The 21,905-nt window shown below is 43.7% G+C and carries 23 protein-coding genes, 1 tRNA gene and 1 riboswitch; of the genes, 14 read left to right on the top strand and 10 right to left on the bottom strand.

Features of this window, described 5'->3' with window-relative positions; all coding sequences use genetic code 11:
* Positions 1 to 8 precede the first annotated feature (8 nt).
* The gene (gene phoU / locus QFZ77_RS13510; protein WP_307440259.1) at positions 9 to 668 is read left to right on the top strand and encodes a phosphate signaling complex protein PhoU; all 660 of its coding nucleotides are present in this window, start codon (positions 9 to 11) and stop codon (positions 666 to 668) included.
* Positions 669 to 726: 58 nt separating this feature from the next.
* Here phoU and QFZ77_RS13515 read toward each other — a convergent pair whose 3' ends face one another.
* Positions 727 to 2,304, bottom strand: coding sequence for an ATP-binding protein (locus tag QFZ77_RS13515; protein WP_307440260.1), 1,578 nt, complete (start codon positions 2,302 to 2,304; stop codon positions 727 to 729).
* 191 nt (positions 2,305 to 2,495) lie between these two features.
* Between QFZ77_RS13515 and QFZ77_RS13520 the strand changes: the two genes are divergently transcribed.
* A complete protein-coding gene (locus QFZ77_RS13520; protein WP_307440262.1) occupies positions 2,496 to 4,265 on the top strand; it encodes a GGDEF domain-containing protein in 1,770 nt (589 codons plus the stop codon).
* Here QFZ77_RS13520 and QFZ77_RS13525 read toward each other — a convergent pair.
* On the bottom strand, positions 4,251 to 5,000 hold the full coding sequence (locus tag QFZ77_RS13525) for an HAD family hydrolase (protein ID WP_307440264.1): 750 nt from the start codon (positions 4,998 to 5,000) through the stop codon (positions 4,251 to 4,253). The genes QFZ77_RS13520 and QFZ77_RS13525 overlap by 15 nt on opposite strands.
* Before the next feature lie 133 nt (positions 5,001 to 5,133).
* Between QFZ77_RS13525 and polA the strand changes: the two genes are divergently transcribed.
* The 5 genes from polA (at position 5,134) to QFZ77_RS13550 (ending at position 11,108) form a co-directional block, all read left to right on the top strand.
* Positions 5,134 to 7,794 (top strand): DNA polymerase I, encoded by a 2,661-nt coding sequence (gene polA / locus QFZ77_RS13530; RefSeq protein WP_307440266.1) that lies wholly within the window; start codon positions 5,134 to 5,136, stop codon positions 7,792 to 7,794.
* Positions 7,795 to 8,147: 353 nt separating this feature from the next.
* Complete coding sequence (gene mutM, locus QFZ77_RS13535) at positions 8,148 to 9,008, top strand: DNA-formamidopyrimidine glycosylase (protein WP_307440269.1); 861 nt, start codon at positions 8,148 to 8,150, stop codon at positions 9,006 to 9,008.
* A gap of 97 nt (positions 9,009 to 9,105) precedes the next feature.
* A complete protein-coding gene (locus tag QFZ77_RS13540; RefSeq protein ID WP_307440271.1) occupies positions 9,106 to 9,846 on the top strand; it encodes an MntP/YtaF family protein in 741 nt (246 codons plus the stop codon).
* 90 nt (positions 9,847 to 9,936) lie between these two features.
* On the top strand, positions 9,937 to 10,533 hold the full coding sequence (gene coaE, locus QFZ77_RS13545; protein ID WP_307440273.1) for a dephospho-CoA kinase: 597 nt from the start codon (positions 9,937 to 9,939) through the stop codon (positions 10,531 to 10,533).
* Positions 10,530 to 11,108 carry a lytic transglycosylase domain-containing protein gene (locus QFZ77_RS13550; RefSeq protein ID WP_307440275.1) on the top strand — a complete coding sequence of 193 codons (579 nt, stop codon included), beginning with the start codon at positions 10,530 to 10,532 and terminating at the stop codon, positions 11,106 to 11,108. The genes coaE and QFZ77_RS13550 overlap by 4 nt, the downstream gene beginning before the upstream one ends.
* A gap of 102 nt (positions 11,109 to 11,210) precedes the next feature.
* On the opposite strand, the gene QFZ77_RS13555 is transcribed toward QFZ77_RS13550, so the two are convergent.
* Entirely contained in the window at positions 11,211 to 11,435 is a 225-nt protein-coding gene (locus QFZ77_RS13555) for an alpha/beta-type small acid-soluble spore protein (protein WP_307440278.1), read from the bottom strand.
* Between the two features lie 117 nt (positions 11,436 to 11,552).
* Here QFZ77_RS13555 and nrdR point away from each other — a divergent pair, with 117 nt between their 5' ends.
* On the top strand, positions 11,553 to 12,032 hold the full coding sequence (nrdR, locus tag QFZ77_RS13560; RefSeq protein ID WP_029199331.1) for a transcriptional regulator NrdR: 480 nt from the start codon (positions 11,553 to 11,555) through the stop codon (positions 12,030 to 12,032).
* Between the two features lie 184 nt (positions 12,033 to 12,216).
* On the opposite strand, the gene QFZ77_RS13565 is transcribed toward nrdR, so the two are convergent.
* A complete protein-coding gene (locus tag QFZ77_RS13565; protein ID WP_307440282.1) occupies positions 12,217 to 12,408 on the bottom strand; it encodes a hypothetical protein in 192 nt (63 codons plus the stop codon).
* Positions 12,409 to 12,447: 39 nt separating this feature from the next.
* A riboswitch (cyclic di-GMP riboswitch) is annotated at positions 12,448 to 12,544 on the bottom strand.
* Between the two features lie 83 nt (positions 12,545 to 12,627).
* Between QFZ77_RS13565 and QFZ77_RS13570 the strand changes: the two genes are divergently transcribed.
* Positions 12,628 to 12,801 (top strand): hypothetical protein, encoded by a 174-nt coding sequence (locus tag QFZ77_RS13570; protein ID WP_261301978.1) that lies wholly within the window; start codon positions 12,628 to 12,630, stop codon positions 12,799 to 12,801.
* A 50-nt stretch (positions 12,802 to 12,851) separates the two neighbouring features.
* On the opposite strand, the gene htpG is transcribed toward QFZ77_RS13570, so the two are convergent.
* From htpG to QFZ77_RS13590, 4 genes are all read right to left on the bottom strand, one after another.
* The gene (gene htpG, locus QFZ77_RS13575; RefSeq protein WP_307440285.1) at positions 12,852 to 14,732 is read right to left on the bottom strand and encodes a molecular chaperone HtpG; all 1,881 of its coding nucleotides are present in this window, start codon (positions 14,730 to 14,732) and stop codon (positions 12,852 to 12,854) included.
* A gap of 195 nt (positions 14,733 to 14,927) precedes the next feature.
* The gene (locus QFZ77_RS13580) at positions 14,928 to 15,278 is read right to left on the bottom strand and encodes an MmcQ/YjbR family DNA-binding protein (RefSeq protein WP_307440286.1); all 351 of its coding nucleotides are present in this window, start codon (positions 15,276 to 15,278) and stop codon (positions 14,928 to 14,930) included.
* A gap of 21 nt (positions 15,279 to 15,299) precedes the next feature.
* The gene (locus tag QFZ77_RS13585; protein WP_307440288.1) at positions 15,300 to 15,959 is read right to left on the bottom strand and encodes an NAD-dependent epimerase/dehydratase family protein; all 660 of its coding nucleotides are present in this window, start codon (positions 15,957 to 15,959) and stop codon (positions 15,300 to 15,302) included.
* A gap of 45 nt (positions 15,960 to 16,004) precedes the next feature.
* Positions 16,005 to 16,331 carry a winged helix-turn-helix transcriptional regulator gene (locus tag QFZ77_RS13590; protein WP_307440290.1) on the bottom strand — a complete coding sequence of 109 codons (327 nt, stop codon included), beginning with the start codon at positions 16,329 to 16,331 and terminating at the stop codon, positions 16,005 to 16,007.
* Positions 16,332 to 16,470: 139 nt separating this feature from the next.
* Here QFZ77_RS13590 and QFZ77_RS13595 point away from each other — a divergent pair, with 139 nt between their 5' ends.
* The 3 genes from QFZ77_RS13595 (at position 16,471) to QFZ77_RS13605 (ending at position 20,297) form a co-directional block, all read left to right on the top strand.
* Positions 16,471 to 17,640: an MFS transporter gene (locus tag QFZ77_RS13595; RefSeq protein ID WP_307440292.1), complete on the top strand. Its 1,170-nt coding sequence runs from the start codon at positions 16,471 to 16,473 to the stop codon at positions 17,638 to 17,640.
* 418 nt (positions 17,641 to 18,058) lie between these two features.
* Positions 18,059 to 18,322: a hypothetical protein gene (locus QFZ77_RS13600; RefSeq protein WP_307440294.1), complete on the top strand. Its 264-nt coding sequence runs from the start codon at positions 18,059 to 18,061 to the stop codon at positions 18,320 to 18,322.
* Positions 18,323 to 19,409: 1,087 nt separating this feature from the next.
* The gene (locus QFZ77_RS13605) at positions 19,410 to 20,297 is read left to right on the top strand and encodes a prohibitin family protein (protein ID WP_307440296.1); all 888 of its coding nucleotides are present in this window, start codon (positions 19,410 to 19,412) and stop codon (positions 20,295 to 20,297) included.
* Between the two features lie 286 nt (positions 20,298 to 20,583).
* Here QFZ77_RS13605 and QFZ77_RS13610 read toward each other — a convergent pair.
* Positions 20,584 to 20,656, bottom strand: a tRNA-Ala gene (locus QFZ77_RS13610).
* Positions 20,657 to 20,866: 210 nt separating this feature from the next.
* Here QFZ77_RS13610 and QFZ77_RS13615 point away from each other — a divergent pair.
* The gene (locus QFZ77_RS13615) at positions 20,867 to 21,154 is read left to right on the top strand and encodes a hypothetical protein (RefSeq protein WP_307440299.1); all 288 of its coding nucleotides are present in this window, start codon (positions 20,867 to 20,869) and stop codon (positions 21,152 to 21,154) included.
* 16 nt (positions 21,155 to 21,170) lie between these two features.
* Entirely contained in the window at positions 21,171 to 21,686 is a 516-nt protein-coding gene (locus QFZ77_RS13620) for a VanZ family protein (RefSeq protein ID WP_307440301.1), read from the top strand.
* Here QFZ77_RS13620 and QFZ77_RS13625 read toward each other — a convergent pair.
* Entirely contained in the window at positions 21,664 to 21,813 is a 150-nt protein-coding gene (locus tag QFZ77_RS13625) for a hypothetical protein (RefSeq protein ID WP_173185497.1), read from the bottom strand. The genes QFZ77_RS13620 and QFZ77_RS13625 overlap by 23 nt on opposite strands.
* Positions 21,814 to 21,905 lie beyond the last annotated feature (92 nt).

Here is a 21,905-nt window from a genome sequence, read left to right on the forward strand (position 1 = left end):
GACGTAATATGGACGCAAGACCTGGGTTTCATCAATCATTGTCAGTTTTGCAAAGTGAATTGCAGGATATGGGGGAAAGCGTTAAGGATTTGATTCTTAAGTCCGTGGAGTCGTTGGCCAAGTTTGATGAGAATGCTGCACGGCAAGTCATTAAGAATGATGATCTCATTGATGATTATTTAACGACAATCGATGAGCTTTGCCTTCGATTAATTGCTTTACAACAACCAATGGCAAGTGATCTGCGAATCATTGGAACGGCAATGAAAATCGCTACAGACTTGGAACGAATTGCTGATCATGCCGTAGATATTGCAAAGATTACGATCCGTCTCGCTGGAGAAGAGCTTGTTAAGCCGCTCGAAGTCATTCCTGAAATGGCCGATATTGCCATTGAGATGCTGCATGAGAGCCTCCTTTCTTATACAGAACGCGATGTTCACAGGGCTGCATCGCTTGCCGAGAAAGATGACCGCGTGGATAAGCTATATAGCTCAGTAATGCAGGAATTGATGGGGATGATGGGTTCGGATTACAATCGTAACCGCCAGTTGACCCATTTATTGTTTGTTGCCCATTTCTTAGAGCGTGTAGCTGATCACACAACGAATATCGGTGAAGGTGTTATTTATATGGTTACAGGGAAACGCAAAGATTTGAATGTGTAAGTTAATCCAATACAGAAGGGACGCTCCTAAGTCATCATGACTTGTGAGCGTCCCTTTTTCATGTGCGTGAGGCTGTAATCGGAAAGCGAATGAGGAATGTTGTTCCTTTCTCACTTGACTGAACTTCAATCGAAGCATGATGCCTGGCAGCTATGCTGTAACAAATAGCTAAACCGAGCCCTGTACCTTCATCTTTGGTCGTGAAAAAAGGTCTTCCTAGCTTCTCCAAATGTTCCTCATTAATTCCTATACCTTCATCAGCAATAAGTAGAACGACGTGTTCTGTCTCGGTGTATGTTTCAATTCTCAGTTTACCGCCGAGGCTCATGGCTTCCAGACCATTCATACACATATTCAGTATAAGTTGACGCATTTCTTTATCGTCGAGTTGAATGACAGGACAATCCTTGAATTGGAAATGAACATGCTTTCCGGACATGACGGCTTCTGCTTGGATGAGGGGAAGGAGCATTTCGATAATACGGTTGATATGTTCGGGCTTTTGGTGGGACTGCTTATTTTTGGCTAGGGATAAGTATTCAGTAATAATTTCGTTCGCTCGGTCCAACTCTTCCAGCATGATGGGGATGTATTCTTTTTGCATATGACGATCGTTCTCGCGAAATAATTGGAGGAAGCCACGAATGGTCGTCATCGGGTTGCGAATCTCATGGGCAATACCGGCGGCCATTTCCCCAACTAGATTGAGTTGAGCTAGACGAGCCATTTCCGATTCAAATCGCAAGCTTTCCGTGATATCGACGGCAACTTCGAGTAAGCAGCTTTCATTTTCAATATCGATGATTTCCGTTGAAAGCAGGGCTGTTCGAATTTCCTTGGACTTGGTTTCGTACTTGACCTTGCAATTATGGATGACATCATTAAACTTGCCTGAATCACCCACTTCAGCTCGTAAGAGATCTAGTGTAGTTCCAATGATTTCATCGCCATAGCCTGTATATTGTTTCCAACTTTCATTAATTTCGAGATAGGTGAGGTCAGATAGACGGCGGATGGCCATCAAAGAAGGAGAGAGCATGAACATTTTCTTGAAATGTTCTTGTGATTTTATCAGCTTTTCATGGGCATCCACTAATTCGGAGGTTCGCTCTTCCACCCATTGTTCCAAAAGAAAATTTTGCTGCTTTAATTTCTCTTCCGCTTCAGCTAACTTGCGATTCGTCTCTTCGAGATCTAACGTTCGCTTATGCAGCAGTTCACTTTGATATTTGATTTTTTGATGATTGAGGTGCATGTTAACGAAGCCGTCGACTTTCATACGCAGCATTTTAGGATGAATAGGTTTGAATAAATAATCAATAGAGCCCACATGATAGCCCTTCAAAACATGCTCGATAGAGGTGCTGAGAGCCGTTAGGAAGATGATGGGAATATCCTGACAAGCTTTCCGCTGCTTGATCAGTTCCGCCGTCTCGAAGCCACTAAGTCCAGGCATTTGCACATCCATCAAGATTACAGCGATGTGATCAGCGGGTTCTTTCAATAAATATCTCAGAACTTCCTCCCCAGATTGCAAAGAAATAACGTCATAGTTGGAAGAGGCCAGAATGCTATTCAGAGCCAGCAAGTTCTCGTAGCGGTCATCTACCGCCAAGATTTTTACTTGTTGTTCCATTTCAAATCCTTTCCGTGCTTGTACAAGCTTGTACGCACCTAACAATCCATCTCTCTCTTTTTCGGGAAAAAGATTGAATTCCCTCTTTTTTTTTTGAAGTCTTTACATACATTTTACATATGGATAATAAAGCCAGTCATTTGGTTTGATAGACTAGTGTAATAAGTATATTCAGGTAAGGGATGATGGACATGAATACTCAGTCAGAAATGTTGGAACAATTCTTTAAAATGATAGATAAAGAGTACATATATTCCGTATATCAACCTATTATCTCGCTGCAGGATGGTCATGTAATGGGGTATGAAGCGTTAACGCGAGGCCCCAAAGATAGTCCCTTTCATTCACCTTTGGCTATGTTTCAATTCGCAGAACAGCAAGGTGAGCTCTATATGCTTGAGCAGCTTGCTCGTGAAAAAGCGATTAAAGGATCCATTTTAGAGCATCCGCAGCAGTTGCTTTTTATCAATATTTCATCCCAAGTGCTTTACGATCCTGGGTTTGTTCCTGGTAAAACGCTTGAGATTTTGCAGAAATACGGACTCCGCCCAAGCAATGTCGTTTTTGAAATTACGGAAAGAAGTTCGATTGAGGATTTCTCCTTAGCTCAAAAAATTCTGGAGCATTACCGTAAACAAGGCTATCGAATTGCCATAGATGATGCTGGTGCGGGGTATTCCTCCCTACAAGCGATTGCGGAACTTCAACCTGATTTTATTAAAATTGATCGTTCACTCATAGAAAATATACATAAAAACAAAGTAAAAGAATATATCCTTGAAACGTTTGTTACTTTTGCTCATAAAATGAATATTTCCCTTATTGCTGAAGGCATTGAACATGCGGATGAACTAACCAAATTAACACGGCTCGGCGTTCATTATGCCCAAGGCTATTTGCTTGGAAAGCCAAATGAATCTCCCGCGAAAGTGCAGGACATCCATAAAATGTTGATTTGGCAGCATCGTAAAGTACAAGAAGGCAGTATGACTTGGAGCATTGGCGACCTGAAAACTCCTGTGAAAGTGTTTGACAAGAAAAAACTGATTTCGGAAGTGGCTGATTACTTCAAAAAAAATCAAGAGGCAGTGGGTGCTGTCATCGTGGATGAAGAAGTGCCGGTTGGCCTCATGATGAGAGATCGGTTATTTCAACAGTTAACCGGTCAATACGCCTTCTCCTTATTCTGGAATCGAACTATTGACAGCATTATGGATGAATCGCCGCTAATCGTGGACGAGTTTATACCTGTTGAAGAAGTATCACAGATGGCTACCTCACGCGCAATAAACCATTTATACGACCTAGTCATCGTTACAAGCAATGGGAAGATGGGAGGAGTAGCATCCATCAGAACGATTCTTGAGAGTATAACGAATGTACGAATGGAATCTGCGCGTGTGGCCAATCCACTAACAGGGCTGCCAGGGAATTTGCAAATCAATCGCGAATTGAACAAGAGGATTAGTGAGAACAAACCGTTTATTGTGGTTTATACGGTTCTGGATTACTTCAAATGGTTCAATGATCGGTTTGGATTTCAAAAAGGGGACCAACTGATTCAATATACAGCGGATGTTATGCAGCAATCCATAGCGGTTTGTGGGACACCGCATGATTTTGTCGGGCATGTGGGAGGCGATGATTTTATCGCGATTTCTGCCACGTTATCTCCCAAACAACTGTGTCAGGAAATCATTCGCCGCTTCGAACAAGGTGTGCAGATGTTTTATGAGGATGAGGATTGGGAGTATGTATGGGATCGGAGCGGCAACAAGATAAAGAGCGAGGGAGTTACGCTTTCGCTCTCTTTAGTCGTCTGTGTCTGCGAATCTCCCATTTCACTCGAACACATTTCCCAAACTGCCGCCTTACTCAAAAAGAAAGCAAAAGCGCATCAAGGAAGTATTTATTATTTCGAAAAAATTGGCTTAAATGGACTTGAATTAGAAAGTGTATAACAATTGTTTAAAAGAACGGATAATAATGACTTTCTGTCTGCCGATTCGGCGCTCGGATATTTTCTTGATATTCCCCGGATGTATCCAAATCGCATCCATGCCGCTTGACGCGGCCCCCACCACATCATTACGCCACGAATTTCCGACCATAACACTTTGGTTTGAAGCCGTGCTCATCGTCTTTAGGGCTCTCTCAAAGATAGCGGGGTGCGGCTTTCGCGGTCCATCCTTCTCTGAACTAAATAAACGATCTTGATCGATCCACCTGGTGAGTTTCATTTTCTCCAAATTGCTCTGCAACCTTTTCCGATTACCGTTACTAATGATAGCCAGTTTATAGTTTTGTGACAACACCTCAAGTGTGTCTTCAACACCGGGAAAGAGAGCAACAAAGTTATCTTCCTGTTCTTCCACTTGTTCGAAAAAAGACCGTGTAAAAGCAGGACTGACGTTCACTGGCATTGGCTGAAGAGCTTTACGCAAACAAATGTGGCGCAGCTCATCAGGGGATATGGGACTCCGTATCGGTGCCTTTCGGTGACGGCTCCACTCCATCTTATAGCTTTGTAGGGCTTCTTGGGCTGTAAAAAGCATTTCGCCCGGATCCCACCTCGCTGTAAAGTCGTTCATGACTTCAAGGAATGCCGAATCAAAGCATTGTCTGCGATCCAGGATCGTATTATTCATATCGAAAAAAATAACCTTTTTGCGTATTGGTGAGAAAAAAGGGCTCATATGGAGAACCTCCTTCTGAAGACCGGCCCATTGAATAATGGATTCCATACATGTTTATGTGCGGAACCGTTTTTTTATTTTAATTTCGTATGCTATGATGAAGGAAGTATGTCAAAAATCGGGGTGCGAACTTATGGATAAGCTTATTATTATTGATGGTAACTCTATCGCGAATCGAGCTTTTTATGCTTTACCTTTGCTCAGTAATTCTAGTGGTTTACACACGAATGCGGTTTATGGATTTACAACGATGCTGCTGAAATTAATAGAAGAAGAAAAGCCTACGCATTTTCTCGTTGCATTCGATGCTGGGAAAATAACGTTTAGACACAAAGAATATACGGAATATAAAGGTGGACGTGCCAAAACGCCGTCTGAGCTGTCCGAGCAGTTTCCGCTGATCAAAGACCTGCTTAAAGCTTTCAAGATTCCACAGTTTGAGCTGACAGGCTATGAGGCTGACGATATTATTGGAACCTTGACTAAGGCAGCTGATGAAAGAGGCGAGAAGGTGCTTCTCGTTTCGGGAGATAAGGATATGCTGCAGCTGGCTTCCGAGCATGTGACCGTTGCGATCACACGTAAAGGAATTAGCGAAGTTGATCTTTATAATCCTGCTGAAATAAAAGAGAGATACGGCCTCTCGCCTGCGCAAATTATCGACCTCAAAGGGTTGATGGGCGATACGTCAGATAATATTCCTGGCATTCCGGGTGTTGGAGAAAAAACGGCTCTCAAGATGTTACATGAGTTTGGCTCCGTGGAAGAAGTACTGGCCAATTCGGCCAGCCTCAAAGGCAAGATGAAAGAAAAAGTGGAGGAGCATGCGAAGGACGCCATCATGAGTAAGGAACTTGCGACAATTTTCCGCGAAGTGCCGATGGAAACCGAGTGGGATGTTTTCCGCTACGATGGCTTTGATGGACAAGCTTTATCCAGTATGTTCCGCAAGCTGGAATTCAAATCCCTACTTGAAAAGATGGATTTCGGTCCAAGCAGCGAGGCAGAGGATCAGGTTGTTGAGAGTTTGGAAGCGGTTGTTGTGACGGAAGTCAACATGGGCGAGCTGATCGGCAAAATAGGCGATAGCGCCGCGATCCATGTTGAGGCTGTAGGGGGAAATCCGCATCAAGCTGCGGGTGTAGGCGTTGTCTGGTTTACGTATGATGGGGAAATGAATACATCTTACTTCGTGCCCTTAGCGCTGCTGAAGAGTGAAGCTGGCGAGCTGCTGCGTACTTGGCTTAGCGATGATTCCAAGAAGAAGCAGCTTTTCGACCAGCACCGTGCCCAGCTGGTGCTGGCTTGGCAAGGCATCCACCTCAAAGGTGTGGATTTCGATGCTCTGTTGGCCGCTTACTTACTCGATCCGACAGAGTCGAATCTTAGCTTGAGCGGCTTGACGGGCAAATACAGCCTGCCGGGCGTTAAGACCGACGAGGAAGTGTTCGGCAAGGGGGCGAAGTTTCGCTTGCCTGAGCTTGCTGCGCTAAGCGACCACTTGGGTCGCAAAGCGATGGCTATTGCGCGCATCGTGCCGGTGCTGCGCGAAGAGCTGGAGAAGAGCGAGATGCATAGCCTCTTCTACGAGCTTGAGCTGCCTCTCGCTGGCGTACTCGCGGAGATGGAGCTGCGCGGCATTGCTTTGGATGCCGAGGGGCTCAAAGCGTTCGGCGTGGAGCTTGCAGGCAAGCTGGATGCGATCATGACCCGCATCTATACACTCGCCGGCGTAGAGTTCAACATCAACTCGCCGAAGCAGCTTGGCGAGATCTTGTTTGAGAAGCTGGGGCTGCCAGCTTGGAAGAAGACCAAAACCGGCTACTCGACGGATGCCGAGGTGCTTGAGCGCCTTGCGCCCTACCACGAAGTCGTAGGGGAGATTTTGAACTACCGTTCGCTCGCGAAGCTGCAATCGACGTATGTCGAGGGGCTGCTTAAAGAGGTGCGGCCTGAGACCGGTAAGGTGCACACCTATTACCGGCAGACCATTGCCGCTACGGGCCGGCTCAGCAGCCAGTTCCCGAACCTCCAGAATATTCCTATTCGTCTGGAGGAAGGTCGTAAGATCCGCAAGGTATTCGTTCCATCCGAGCCTGGATGGTACATTCTTGCTGCGGATTACTCGCAGATCGAGCTGCGCGTGCTTGCGCACATCTCGCAGGATGACAATCTGAAGGAAGCGTTCCTTCAGAATATGGACATCCACACGAAGACGGCCATGGACGTCTTCGGGGTGGAAGAGAGCGCCGTCGACGCGAACATGCGCCGCCAGGCCAAAGCCGTCAACTTCGGGATCGTTTACGGAATCAGCGACTACGGCTTGTCCCAGAACTTAGACATTACCCGCAGGGATGCAGCTCAGTTCATTGAACAGTACTTTGCTGTATTCCAGGGGGTTCGCAAATATATGGATGAGATCGTGAAGGATGCTCGCAGGGACGGTTATGTCACGACCTTGCTGCAGCGCCGCCGCTATCTTCCCGAAATCACGGCATCGAACTTTAATCTGCGTTCTTTTGCTGAACGAACAGCCATGAATACGCCAATACAGGGTACGGCTGCAGATATCATTAAACTAGCCATGGTCCAGATGGCTGACCGTTTGAAACAAGATGGACTTAAAAGCCGCATGCTGCTTCAAGTACACGATGAGCTCGTCTTTGAAGTCCCAGAAGAGGAACTTGAGACCATGCGCCGCGTCGTACCGGAAGTCATGGCTGCAGCCCTTCAGCTGGATGTCCCGCTGAGCGCAGATGTTGACTTCGGCCTTACTTGGTACGATGCTAAGTAATTAATGCACTTGTACTTAAAACTGTGGCCCCCGATTAAGTTTAAACATGTTTTTCAGCGCTAATTCCTATATTTTTGCTAGATTAGGTATGATAACGTTGAATAACAGCGTTAACGGAAACTCTCAGCACCGAGAATCGGTGAACCCGTTGGATTTTACCGCTAAGCGGGCCAAATCGGCGCTCTCAGCGGTACCGGCAAGGCTGCGGGTTGCTGAGAGGAACATTTCGGTCCTCTCAGCACCTAAAATCGGTCAACCCGGTGGATGTAGCCGCTGAGCGAGCCAATCTGGCACTATCGGCCTCTCCATCTCCCGCTCGGACAATCAACAACACACAAAAGAGGTGAACATCAGTGCCTGAACTACCTGAAGTCGAAACGGTCAGACGTACGCTGAACAATTTAATCACCGGTAAAACGATTGAGCATGTTCAGGTCAGACTGCCTCGCATCATCCAAAAGCCGGACGATATTCATATGTTTGAGGTTCTGCTGCAAGGTCAAACGGTTGAGACGATAGAACGCAGAGGGAAATTTCTGCGCTTCATATTTACCGATTACGTCATGGTTTCGCATCTGCGGATGGAAGGACGGTACGGTCTGTATGACGGTGAAGATCCGTTGGAGCTGCACACCCATGTGTTGTTCCGCTTCACCGACGGCAGCGAGCTCCGCTATAAGGACGTTAGACAATTTGGAACGATGCATCTGTTCCCTAAGGGCGAAGAGCTTACGCAGCCTCCGCTGCATAAGCTCGGACTTGAACCGCTAGATGAAGCCTTCACCTTCGAGGCTTTTCAAGACCGGATCGCTCATCGTTCGACGAAGATAAAACCACTGCTGTTGAATCAAGAATATATCGTGGGTATTGGGAATATTTATGTAGACGAGTCCCTTTTCTTGGCTGGCATCCATCCAGAGCGTGAAGCCTCCTCGCTAAGCAAGAAGGAGCTCGTACTCCTTCACTCAGCCATCATTCGTACACTTAGTGAATCGGTTGAAGTTGGAGGATCCTCCATCAAATCGTATGTGAATGGACAAGGCGAAATTGGCTTGTTCCAGCATCAACTGAACATTTATGGCAGACAGTCCGAGCCCTGTAAAACATGCGGGAGCGAGATCTACAAAACCGTCGTTGGCGGCAGAGGAACGCATATTTGCCCAACCTGTCAACCGTTAAAGCAGACTAGAATCCGAAAGAAGTCAGAGAAATAGGCACGTGAAGCCACCCCTTCCCATATGATATGGAGTACTTAGCCTAGATAAACGGCTTATAAGCTAGTTTCTAGGTAAAACTCTTAGGAGGGGTATTATGCTTCCTGTAGTTTCACTGCTTATTCTTGCTTTCGCAGTTTCTTTGGATGGCTTCGGCGTCGGTGTGATGTATGGATTACGTAAAATACGAATTCCGCTCCTATCCATTGGGATTATATCGCTTTGGTCTGGTATCATTATCTACAGCTCGATGCAGATCGGTGTACTGATGTCTTCCTTCATGTCTCCCTTGGTAGCTAAGCGTATCGGTGCTCTCATCTTGATTGGGATTGGCATCTGGGCACTGGCACAAACGAGACAACAGAAGTCTCAGGATCATCAGGAGCCAGGCGTCTCCTCATTAGATCAAGCATCGGTGAGCAGTGTCCTTCCCTCCCCAGAGGGCGGGCATCCGGGTTCTGGAGAGATTCTCACGTTTGATACTTTGCAGCGAACGAAGGAAATACTGAATATCGAGCTGAAACGCTTCGGACTGGTTATTCAAATTTTGCGAACACCATCCATTGCTGACGTTGACAAATCGGGTAATATTTCAGCTTCAGAGGCTACATTGCTTGGTTTGGCGCTATCTTTAGATGCGTTCGGTGCAGGCATTGGCGCAGCATTAATTGGTTTCGTTCCACTGTTAACGGCTTCCGTCATTTCGATTTCAAGTGGTTCATTTATTGCATTAGGTTTGCGGTTTGGTTTACGGTATGCGGAGATGAATTGGATGAAGAAACTGTCTGTACTTCCGGGATGTGTACTCATTATCATGGGTCTTTTGAAAATGTTATAGCACGCCCTTGTACTAGGAAGACATTCATTTCGTAATCCTTGGGATATGAGAAAGTTTTCCAAGTGGAAAACGATTAGGAGAGATATGCCCATGAATATCGGGTTAACAGGAGGAATCGCCTGCGGCAAAAGCACGGTTAGCGCCATGCTGGTTAGCCGCGGCGCCCTATTAGTAGATGCGGACACCATAGCACGCGATGTCGTCGAGCCCGGCAGCCCTGTTCTTGAACAGGTTGCTGCACAATTTGGACAAGCTGTTCTTCAGGCAGACGGCTCGCTTCATCGCAAGAAGCTTGGCGAGATCATTTTTGGTAATACCGAGGCACGCAAGCAGCTGGAAAGTATTCTGCATCCGCCAATTCGTGCACAAATGCGTGAACAGATGGAAGCCTTTGAACGGCAATTTCCGGGCAAGCTTGTTGTGGTCGATGTCCCTTTATTAATCGAATCTAATTTATCCTTCATGTTTCAAGAAGTTATGGTTGTATATGTGCCACGTGCGGTACAGTTGAAGCGGCTTATGCAACGAGATGGACTGACGGAAAGTGCGGCGAATAATCGCATAGATGCTCAGATGTCCATTGAGGAGAAACGTAATTTCGCAGATGTTGTCATTGACAACAGCGGTACATGGGAAGAAACTAACGCTGAAGTGGAGCAGTTTTGGCTAGGGAAGGGGCTTTCATGACCTTTTTACGTAAAAAACGAGTTTTTGCCCTGCTTCTTGTTTGTTTTGTTCTAGTTCTCTTTATGAATAGCGATTTTATCGGAAGAAAGCTGTACCCAATCTACTTTGAGCAGGAAATTAGGCAGAGCGCGGCGAAACACAATATAGATCCATTTTTAATTGCTGCGATTATTAGGGTGGAGACGAATTACAAATATCATTTGGAGTCAAGCAAAGGCGCATTAGGTCTTATGCAGCTTATGCCTGACACGGCAGAGTGGATTGTAGAATCCACGAATTTAGGGCCTCATGTGCAGGACGAATTATTAAAAGTGGACGTAAATATTAATCTTGGTTCTTGGTATTTGAGCTGGCTAAAGAAGCATTATAATGGTAATTTAATTTATGCGATTGCAGCTTATAATGCAGGTCAAGGGAATGTGAATAAATGGAAGCAAAATGACGTTTGGGATGGTTCGCAAGAGCATATTAATCAAATTCCATTCGGAGAAACACGTCATTATGTACAGCGGGTGCTCTATTATTATGAGAAATACACGAAGCTATATTCTCAGCAATGGGGAAAGAAAGATTAGGTTTTCTTCTCTCCATAAACAAAGAAGCATTGGACTAGCTCCTTTTGGGGGCTTAGAGTCCAATACTTCCTGTTTTTGAGCTTCAGTAGCTAGGATTCAAGATTACTTGAATTGACCAGCCAAGGATTGCTCAGCGATTTGTACTAAGCGACGAGTGATGTTACCACCAATGGCACCAGCATCACGAGTAGCCATATTACCCATATAACCATCTTGTGGGATGGAGATACCTAGCTCTTGAGCTACTTCGTATTTTAACTGATCCAAGGCTGCGTTAGCTTGAGGAACAACTAAAGTATTGCTGTTACGGTTTTGTCCTGCGCCCATGTCTGTTCACCTCCTTGTCGTTTGGTAATAGTATTGTGTGCATATCTCCTAAGTTCATGACATGTAACATATGGTAATAGATCAAAGAAGAGAAAGAAGAGAAAGGAGAGATAGCGAATGAAGTGTCCGTTCTGTGACTATTCCGGTACGAAAGTTCTTGATTCACGTTCAGCCAATGAAAACAAATCGATTCGTCGTCGTCGAGAATGTGAGAAATGCGCGAGAAGATTCACCACATTTGAGATGGTGGAAGAAACTCCGTTAATCGTGATTAAGAAAGATGGAAGTAGGGAAGAATTTAGTCGAGAGAAAATATTAAGAGGCTTGATTCGAGCATGTGAGAAGCGGCCGGTATCGATGGAGAGGCTTGAGATGATGGTATCTGAAGTGGAAATGCAGCTTCGCACCACGGCTCATGCTGAAGTGGATAGTTTAAGCATTGGCGAAATCGTCATGGAACAGCTGTACCCCGTCGATGAAGTGGCGTACATTCGCTTCGCCTCCGTATACCGTCAGTTTAAGGACATTAATATGTTCCTGAAGGAGCTAACACAAATATTGGGAAAGCATGACACCGGACTGCTCCGGGATAAATAATGCTAAAATTAATAATTTCATCTCTAAATATGACAAAAAATAAGAAAAAGACATCGGGATTCCCGTTGTCTTTTCTCATTTTTTCCCATGAAATCAACAATCATGCGATTAAAATTTATTTGAAAAAAATAAATCTTTAGACATCAACCGACTGTATTTTTGTATGCTTTCGTGCATAATTCCTTTATTGAGTGCGTTTGTCCAGTTCACTTCTGAGAAAATGAATAAACCGAATAGCTTCATCTTGGGTTAAAACGTTGTTATCAAACTTAAAGGAGAACATGTCCAAAAGATCACTTTCTGGAAGATGCAAGTTATCAATCAATTGCTGTACATCCAAACTCATTTTACCATCCATCGTAATTTTTTCCATCATCTTTGTTCCCTCCTAGTCTTACTACATGAATCGGACGGAGGCGGTAGCTGGCTGACATTTTGGACATTCATAGAATGCCATTTTAGTCCCTTTAGCTTTGCGTCACCACCTTTCAGTGGTTTTGCCTTTATCGTACCGATTTATGTTTGTAAGAAAACTATATCATATTTACGGATTGAGTTTCCATTAATTACATTATTCGAAGGATGGTTGAAGCATATGTCCGTCAAGTCCAATCAAATTCCAAGCATTTCTTATGAATTAGATATCGTAAAAGTTGCTAGCTCTCTCGGAATTGATCAAGATCGCTTATTGGCTTATGTGTATGCAAACTCGGACTCGAAGAAACAATATGAGGTAAAGGAAACCTTTCCCGACTATAAAAGTGGCTGATTGTATAAAAAAAAGCACTACAACATAATGGTTGTAGTGCTTTAATCGTATTAAACCATGATTTTGCAGATATCGTTCGTAAATTCAACCGGATCTTGTAGGGGCAATCCTTCGATTAAGAGCGCTTGATTGTACAGCAGGGCCGTATAAAGATTCAGCTTTTCTTTGTCTTTGTCAAAAGCGTCTTTTAAGGATGCGAATACTTCGTGATTGATGTTGATTTCCAGTACCTTTTCAGCCTTCACGTTAGGATTATTCGGCATCGCATTTAAGATTTTTTCCATTTCGATCGTCACATCGCCGTCCGTTGATAAGCATACAGGATGCTTTTTAAGACGCTTGGATGCTTTTACGTTTGTAACCTTGCCGGACAACAGGTCTTTCATATAATCGAAAAGCTCTTTGTTGTCATTTTTGTCAGCATCGGTTTCCGTTTGGTTGTCATCCACTTCAATACCAAGATCGCCGCTTGAAACGGATTTAAACTCTTTTTCTTTGTAGGTCATGATCATTTTGATCGCGAACTCATCGATATCATCAGTGAAATACAAAATCTCATAGCCTTTATCAGTGACTAACTCTGTTTGTGGAAGCTTATCGATTCTTTCCATCGATTCTCCAGAAGCGTAGTAAATGTACTTCTGATCTTCCGGCATTCTTGCCACATATTCGTCCAGCGTAACCAGCTTTTTCTCCTTGGAGGAATGGAACATCAATAGATCCTGCAAGAGGTCCTTATGGCTTCCGTAATCGCTGTAGACGCCGAATTTGAGCTGTCGGCCGAAGGATTTGTAGAATTGCTCATATTTCTCTCTTTCGTCCTTCAGCAGGCTTTGCAGCTGGCCTTTGATCTTGCTCGAAATGTTTTTGGCAATCAGCTTCAATTGACGGTCATGCTGCAGCATTTCTCTGGAAATATTGAGCGATAGGCTTTCTGAATCAACCATTCCTTTAACGAAGCTGAAATAGTCAGGAAGCAGGTCCGCACATTTGTTCATGATCAATACGCCATTAGCATAGAGTTCCAAGCCTTTTTCATACTCTTTGGAATAATAGTCAAAAGGTATATTTTCCGGGACAAAGAGGATAGCTTGATAGACTACAGCTCCATCTGCGCTGACGTGAATATGTTTGAGCGGCTTGTCGAAGCCGTAATGTTTCTCGTGATAGAACTTCTCGTAATCTTCCTGAGTCAGTTCACTTTTGTTTTTTCTCCAAATTGGAACCATGCTGTTGACATGCTGCTCTTCTTGGTAATCCTCGAAGTCGCTTTCGCTGCCTTCTTTCAGCCTTTTCCCGGTAATGTCCATTTTAATAGGGTAACGGATGAAATCGGAGTACTTTTTGATGATCGCTTTTAAACGATACTCGTCTAAAAACTCGTCGAAGTTCTCATCTTCCGTATTATCCTTAATTTTCAGGATGATTTCCGTGCCCACTGCATCTTTCTCCGCCGTTTCGATCGTGTAGCCGTCAGCGCCAGTGGACTCCCACTTGTAAGCAACATCACTGCCTAAAGCTCTACTAATAACCGTAACAACATCTGCAACCATGAACGCTGAATAGAAGCCAACACCGAACTGGCCGATGATATTGTGGCCGTCTTTTGCTTCATTTTCTTTTTTAAAGGCCAAAGATCCGCTCTTCGCAATGATCCCCAGGTTATTCTCCAAATCTTCCTTCGTCATACCAATACCAGTATCACGCAGTGTGAGTGTGCGATTCGTTTTGTCGGCAATCACTTTAATAAAATAACTATCTTTGTCAAAAACCAACGTATCATCGGTTAAAGCTTTGTAGTAAATTTTGTCGATAGCATCGCTGGCATTGGAGATAAGCTCTCTTAGAAATATCTCTCTTTGCGTATAAATCGAATTGATCATCATTTCCAATAAGCGCTTGGATTCAGCTTGAAACTGTTTCTTTTCCAATGGGAGATCTCCTTTCAAATATGTAGAAATTAGTCAGAGATGATTATTAGCACTCTCAGTTGCTGAGTGCCATTCCTTACTTTTATAACACTCCTTAATTTTATTGTCAATATTTCATTCGATATATGAACATGAAAAAAGATTGCCAACCACCTGGTCGTGAAAGACCGGATAGGGGCAATCTTTATTTTATTGCTATTTAAAACCCAAAGTTTCATTAAAAGCTTTAAAGACCTTCTTAGGAGCTACAAGGCTCCAGGCAAGCATAAGCATATTACGACATTCATCTCGCTGGATACGATCCATTCGAACAATCATGAACGCTAAGTTTTGGAAGCTTTCCGGCATCTGATAAACATCAGGATCCATCGTGGTGTAAGCAACTCGATCCTCTTTGGTCGTTTTAATTACGAGTGATACACCATCCGGTTGGATGACCGCAAAAATTTTGCTGCGTACATGAAAGGAAGGTTTGTCCCAATGGTCATGTTCTTCCGTCTCCGGAAATGACAACGCGATGCTTCTAATTTCATCAGCAGTAACCATAATTGTCTCCCCGAATTCTTCTCAAATGAGATAGATATCACTGCTCTCGATGATTGATTTTGGAAAACCTTGCTTGGCAATTTTTATCATTGCGCGTCCGATCTTTTCTGAAGTCGTAATCGAATTCGGGAACCATTTTTCTAACAAAGGGTAGAGAGGTTTCGATATGGTGTAAATGCTCTGGTACAGTTTAGTCTTGGACTTGACGCCGTGCAATGGAAGAATACCTCCTGGACGGAACATGTAAGCTGCCTTAAAAGGCAGTTTAAGCAAATCATTCTCCGTTTTTCCCTTAACCCGCGCCCACATACTGCGACCCTTTTCCGTACTATCGGTTCCCATTCCTGTTACATAGAAGAACGACATGTTTGGGTTCAATCTCACTAATGTCTGGGCAACATGCATCGTAATATCATAGGTTATAGCCCGATAGCGGTCTTCGGTCATACCCGCGGAAGAGACACCAAGGCAGAAAAAACAAGCATCGAAGCCCGATAGTTTATGCTCAATGTCAGTTAGATCCAGAAGATTAGCATGTACCTGTTCGTGCAATTTGGGATGATTCTGACCGGTGGTGTTTCTACCTACAGTTAGCACACTTTGAATTTGAGGATCGAGGAGGCATTCGCGCAGCACGCTCTGTCCGACCATGCCCGTAGCTCCGAAAAGAAGGACGTTCAATCTATCACACCTTTCACTTCAATTGTATCGAAATTACGTTAATGGTTATTTGCTTTCCCATCTCTTGGCCCATTTATCCATTTCTTTGAGAGCGGTCTGAAAATCAATTCCTTTTTCCGTTAATGAATACTCTACCATGATGGGTACAGTTGGAGTTACTTGACGTAGAACTATCCCGTTCTGCTCTAAATGCCGCAGCACATCCGTTAAGGATTGTGTCTTGACGATCGCTAAATCTCTATGAAGCTGTTTAAATCGTTTCGGGCCTTTAGATAGCTCCGCGATCACTAGAAACGCCCATTTCGCACCAAGTATGGTCAATACGGAACAGATGTTAGAGAAGTCATCCCCTTCTTCTTGTAGAGGTTCCACGTAGCTTCACCTTCTTACTTATAGTTAGTTAGTCAAAATGCTTGGATAATGTCCAAATAATTTGCCTTCTTACATTAAGATCGTAACATTATTATACTTCAATTAAACGATCACGGAATAGCAGAAAGGAATGAATCGAATGAATCGACTGTCTATCTACATCCTTGCCCTGGGGGTATTTCTAACGGCGACCTCGGAGTTGGTTGTTGCCGGAATTCTTCACGTCATCGCTGAAGACTTAAACATTTCTATCGCTCTTGCGGGGCAGCTAATCACAGCCTATTCTCTTGCGTTTGCGATTGGAACCCCCATCGTGGTGTCACTTACTTCCAGGATGGGGCGCAGGAAAGTGCTGCTCGGCTCACTGGCTGTATTTATCTTAGGCTGCCTGGCTTCTTTTGGGAGTTCAGAGATTTCGGTCTTCATGGTTTCTCGTATTATTCTTGGGGTAAGCGCAGGCGTCTATCTTGTTGTAGTGTTTGGCGCGGTTGCCAAATTAGTGCCTGCTGAGAAACTAGGAAGTGCGATCGGCACGATCGTTCTTGGGTTTAGCAGCGCTATGATCTTAGGGGTCCCAATTGGAATTGCCATTACCAACTGGTGGAGTTGGCAAGCCATTTTCATTATTTTAGGATTATTCAGCCTGTTAATTACTTTCGTAATCTTCCGCCTTCTACCAGAAATCGAGGGGGACGCACCGGTTCCATTCGGGCAGCAATTTAAAGTGTTGGGAAGTCTCATCATCGTAAGCGGTTTGTTCCTCACTTTCTTTAGGGAATCAGGTAACTCGATTTTATTTACTTATCTGACGCCATTTATACAAGACGTCCTTCATGTGAAAGCCTCCAACATAAGTATCATTATGCTTGTTTTCGGTATTTTCGGAGCCATCGGTTCTCGTTTAGGCGGTTATGGCGTTGATAGATGGGGAGCGGCTCGCGTCATTACGCTGAGTATTATCGTTCATGTAGCAGCTCTAGCTCTACTGCCTTTTTTTATAGAATCATTAGTTATCAGTTTAGTGTTAATCGCCCTTATGGTGTTCTCCATGTTCGTGACCGGTCCAGCTATCCAAACGTATTTTATTCAACAAGCGCCGCTGTCATCCAATCTCGTTCTCAGCTTGAATACATCCATCATTCATTTGGGATTAGCTGTGGGAGCTGGAGCGGGGGGAGTGATGGCGAACGCGACTTCGACTGTCTTCTATCATCCATGGATGGCAAGTATCATTGTAGCGCTCGGGTTGGCGGCTGCCTTCGTCAGTTTTAGGATGGGGAAGAAGATTCAAAGTTATCGTCCCGAATGATTTTTAACCTCCACACGCATCCTTACAATTTACGTAATGCTTGTTAAACATCTAACGGGAATCTAATAGTAATTAAACATTTCATCCTGAAAACTTTTAACATTGAATCGGTAATTAAACCGCTTTCAAATTATTTCACTTTTAACTATGTAAGGAAGAAGATCACAAGATATATCCGCTTTGAGATCAAGGATACATTGCAAAGCTTGCTTCTCATCAATACCCAGAATACTGGTTAAGTAAAATAGCATATGTTCATAGATCGAGCCGAAATTCTCTAGTTCGTTGGGGTTATCGGACAAATATGTTTGATGTTTCTTAACGAAATTCTCGGTGATAGGATTCAAAATGATATACCTCCAACTGGTTATAAAATCAATCTATCACAATTGGTTAGAGGTGAATAGGAATTTTTTTAATGTTTATGGATAACCATACATTTGATAAGCAACCTAATGGAAAGAGAACAGAGCCGCACGGGAAATTCGCCCGACTCTGTTACCAATTTATTTGTGAGTTTGTTCTCCTCTGTGCCCACCTTGCCAATTACCTTGATGATCTTGATGTTGCCCTTGCCATCCACCCTGTTGGCCGGTCCACTGTCCACTATGCATACCATGATAAGGCATTGGATAGTGATGTGGATGGTGAGGATGATGCGGATATGGAACAGGATAAATGATCACTGGATGATGATGCATATGCGGATGATAGTGGTGATGAGGGTGATACGGGTGATGTGGATGATGTGGATGATGTGGATTAACATAATGACCTTGGTTGTAACTCATTATTCAATCTCCTCCAAAATTTTGATACACCAACCTATGTAGAAAAGTAATAACTGGATGCTTGACTATATCGATTTGGGCATCCAAAAGGAACATAAGCAGCTTTTAGTGGGGCTCAGAGAGGCTAAACAGCAAACGTTCAAGACAATTCAAGCATGGAAGACACTAGGTGCTTTGATAGGAGTTGACGCAAAAGGAAGGACTGTGTTTTTACTAGTGTGGAATCAAGGGGGATGTATGAATCTGATTGGCCATCTTTAAAAGAGGTCAATATAGTAAAGGCTATAGCCAATTCATAGTAAATGTTCCAGGGCTCCCCAAAAGCTAGAGCTGGGCGATAGATTCCAAGTGACTTTTACTGAATTCGGTAGTATCGATGATTCTGTAAAAACAATGGTGGCAATTGATAAACTAGGAAATCGCTATAAAATGTCAAGGAAGTTAGTAAAACATTTGAAAAAGAGTAAACGGTACTGCAAAAGCACCAGATGCAGAATCAATTCACGAATTTACAGTAACTTACTCAGCTATGATAATCCACGATTAAGTTCTTTAGCACTCCACACGAGTGCCTTTTTTTTTGCCAATCAAACCGCATTTAAATGGTGAAATGATCCTTTTACGCAGAGGTCGAGGATACAGCGGGTGGGAGCGGTCTGGAAAGATCCCAACGGATAGTACTTATCGTTTCACTTTTTAAGTGCGGTTAATAACTCTCCATGAAGTGGTTGCATTGAACAAACCGAAGCGCGAGAAGAAGAAGCCTAAGCAGCTAAGAGCAGCAGAGAAGCAGAGAAGCAGAGAAGGCACATGATGGGTTGTGCAGTCGAATGGAATATGTGTTCTGTATCTGTAAATCGCTAGAAAGTGGCAATTTGGGCTTTGAAAGATGGATTAAAGGGGAGTTAGATGAATAGATTTTGAAGTAAAGAGATTACGGTACTAATAAACTAATTCACTATTCAGGAGAGTGTAACTATGGAAACAGGTATGAATGCAAGAAAAGGATCGACTTTAACCAAAGGGATCAAATATGGAGTCGGTGGAGTTGCGATACTTCTTTTGATTTTGACTGCGTTTAGTACAGTAGAGAACGGTCATGTTGGGTTCAGAAAAACCCTAGGTAGTGTTAACCCGACAGTGCTTGAGCCGGGTCCGCATTGGAAGTGGCCGTTCATCTCAAGCATTGTAGAAGTCAATACGCAAGTAGCAAAATCGGAAGCTGACGCAGCAGCGTCTTCTAAAGACTTACAACCCGTACATAGTCATGTTGCTGTTAACTATACAATTCCTAAAGGAGTAGCTTATAAGTTACTTCATGACGTTGGTTTAGATTACGACACCAAAGTCATTAATCCTCACGTACAGGAGATCTTTAAAGAAGTTACAGCTAAGTACAGTGCAGAGGAGTTAATTTCTAAACGTGAACGAGTAGCATTAGAAACAAACGAATTATTAAAGAAAGCTCTAGAGGCATACAACATCCAAGTAGGGGATATCTCTATTGTTAACTTTACATTCTCCGATGCATTTAATCAGTCTATTGAGCAGAAACAAATTGCGGCACAAAATGCAATGAAAGCTCAGAACGATCTAGATAAAGCTAAGATCGATGCTCAACAAAATGTAGTAAAAGCGGAAGCAGATGCTACAGCGGCGAAAGCTAAAGCGGATGCTGATCTATATGTTGCGCAACAAAAAGCAAAGGGTAACATAGAGCTTGCAAAGTCAATTACTGCTGACTTGGTAGATTATAAATTCCTTGAGTCTTGGAAAGGCGATGTGCCTGACGCTTGGGGTAACGGTTCTTTGATTAACATGTTACCAAGCAAAACTCCAGTGCCTACTGAAACTATTAAGAAGTAATTTAATAAGAGGAGAGTCGTAATAGTGATTTGAATGGACTATGAGACACTATAAAGCACATGACCTAATGGCCATGTGCTTTATTTATTCTCAATGGAATCAAAGGGGATGTATGAATTTAGATTTAAACGGCTGACGAAGAAAATTCGACGCATACGAACTCAGTGGTAGATATAAACGCCGTGCTCCTACACTGACGTTCCGTCCGCGCGGGCGAACCTGCGGGGTTCTCTCCCCCGACTCCACACAAAAAAACGCGATCCCGAGGGACCGCGTTTTTCTAGTATGGAATCAAGGGGGATCGAACCCCTGACCTCTTCGCTGCCAGCGAAGCGCTCTCCCAGCTGAGCTATGACCCCTTAATGTCGTTCAATTAATGTCGACTTTTCGTATTATACATGAATTATCCAGCTCAAGCAAGCCCTGCGTCGGAGAATTTTTCTATAGTTTTTCTTCCATGCATAACCATTTGACGTTTCTGTTGCAAAGGGCGGCAAACGTTGTTTTCAGCCGGTTATTCATGCTAACCTATTAGAATAAACTAGTTGATCGTGTGGGAGTGACGGAGAGTGTCGAATGCGGTGTTGTATTGGGTTTTCTTAGGTGCAGCTTTTGTAATTCCGTTTGTTATCGGTGTGTGGTTAATGCGGAAAACGAATCGATTAGGATTCTCTTTCTGGATAACGACAGCTTTGAATATGGTTATGACGTTGGCTGCTGCGTTTTGGTGGAAGTCTGTGACGGATGATCCGTTCCGCATGATGTTTGGGATGGCTTTTTATGGGGTATCCGCAGTAAATCTGATGGTTATTGAATTTTTTGCTTTATTCAGCATTCGTAAGAAAATGAATCCTTAAGGGGAATGATTCACTCATGTCGAAATCATATTCGAAATTTTATTATTATTTTTTCTTGACTGCTGCCGTCCTTTGGATGGCGTTTATTTTTTTAAAGTCGGCAGAATCGTATCAGCAGCAGAGCTTGCGGCCGCTGTTGGAATCCAAGCTTGCGGGCGTTCAACTGATGAATATATTCCCACATTGGGAGTTCTCCTATGACCACCAAAAGATCTCATGGCAAGACCCTATCGGTGTCATCGAGTTCTTCATAAGAAAAGCAGGGCATGTTAGCGAGTTCGCTATCCTTGCCCTGCTTTGGTCCTTAGCACTGCTGGCGAAGCCTGTAAAAGTCGTCATGGCACTGCTCACCTCCTCCATCATTTCGTTAGTTTATGCGGCTTCCGATGAATGGCATCAAACTTTTGTAAAGGGTCGAACGGGGCATGGGATTGATGTTGCGGTCGATGCCATGGGTATACTTCTGGCAGTTCTCTTCGTCCTAGTGGTTCTTTGGATAAGAACTAGGATTAAACGAAGAAGAATAAGTTAGTTAGAAGCATGTAGACTTTTCTTTTTTTAATCGATTTCCATTTCCAATGCTCGCGAGCTTCGTTTTCCAAATCTTGCTGCTGCCATTGCATCAGCTTCTCGGATACGTATAGATCTGTAGGTTGCATACGGTTCACCTTCCTTTCTTTTCCTGTTAGATCTAGTTTACATCTAGAATAAGGGGAACAAAAAGAGTATAATTCTCTTTAACTATTTCCCC

The organism is Paenibacillus sp. V4I3 (assembly GCF_030817215.1).
Taxonomy (GTDB): Bacteria; Bacillota; Bacilli; order Paenibacillales; family NBRC-103111; genus Paenibacillus_E.

Coding starts and splice junctions, on each gene's coding strand:
- phoU (WP_307440259.1), top strand. CDS start 9: ATGGACGCAAGACCTGGGTTTCATCAATCATTGTCAGTTTTGCAAAGT.
- QFZ77_RS13515 (WP_307440260.1), bottom strand. CDS start 2,304: ATGGAACAACAAGTAAAAATCTTGGCGGTAGATGACCGCTACGAGAAC.
- QFZ77_RS13520 (WP_307440262.1), top strand. CDS start 2,496: ATGAATACTCAGTCAGAAATGTTGGAACAATTCTTTAAAATGATAGAT.
- QFZ77_RS13525 (WP_307440264.1), bottom strand. CDS start 5,000: ATGAGCCCTTTTTTCTCACCAATACGCAAAAAGGTTATTTTTTTCGAT.
- polA (WP_307440266.1), top strand. CDS start 5,134: ATGGATAAGCTTATTATTATTGATGGTAACTCTATCGCGAATCGAGCT.
- QFZ77_RS13540 (WP_307440271.1), top strand. CDS start 9,106: ATGCTTCCTGTAGTTTCACTGCTTATTCTTGCTTTCGCAGTTTCTTTG.
- coaE (WP_307440273.1), top strand. CDS start 9,937: ATGAATATCGGGTTAACAGGAGGAATCGCCTGCGGCAAAAGCACGGTT.
- QFZ77_RS13550 (WP_307440275.1), top strand. CDS start 10,530: ATGACCTTTTTACGTAAAAAACGAGTTTTTGCCCTGCTTCTTGTTTGT.
- QFZ77_RS13555 (WP_307440278.1), bottom strand. CDS start 11,435: ATGGGCGCAGGACAAAACCGTAACAGCAATACTTTAGTTGTTCCTCAA.
- nrdR (WP_029199331.1), top strand. CDS start 11,553: ATGAAGTGTCCGTTCTGTGACTATTCCGGTACGAAAGTTCTTGATTCA.
- QFZ77_RS13565 (WP_307440282.1), bottom strand. CDS start 12,408: ATGATGGAAAAAATTACGATGGATGGTAAAATGAGTTTGGATGTACAG.
- QFZ77_RS13570 (WP_261301978.1), top strand. CDS start 12,628: ATGTCCGTCAAGTCCAATCAAATTCCAAGCATTTCTTATGAATTAGAT.
- QFZ77_RS13580 (WP_307440286.1), bottom strand. CDS start 15,278: ATGGTTACTGCTGATGAAATTAGAAGCATCGCGTTGTCATTTCCGGAG.
- QFZ77_RS13595 (WP_307440292.1), top strand. CDS start 16,471: ATGAATCGACTGTCTATCTACATCCTTGCCCTGGGGGTATTTCTAACG.
- QFZ77_RS13600 (WP_307440294.1), top strand. CDS start 18,059: ATGTTTATGGATAACCATACATTTGATAAGCAACCTAATGGAAAGAGA.
- QFZ77_RS13605 (WP_307440296.1), top strand. CDS start 19,410: ATGGAAACAGGTATGAATGCAAGAAAAGGATCGACTTTAACCAAAGGG.
- QFZ77_RS13620 (WP_307440301.1), top strand. CDS start 21,171: ATGTCGAAATCATATTCGAAATTTTATTATTATTTTTTCTTGACTGCT.
- QFZ77_RS13625 (WP_173185497.1), bottom strand. CDS start 21,813: ATGCAACCTACAGATCTATACGTATCCGAGAAGCTGATGCAATGGCAG.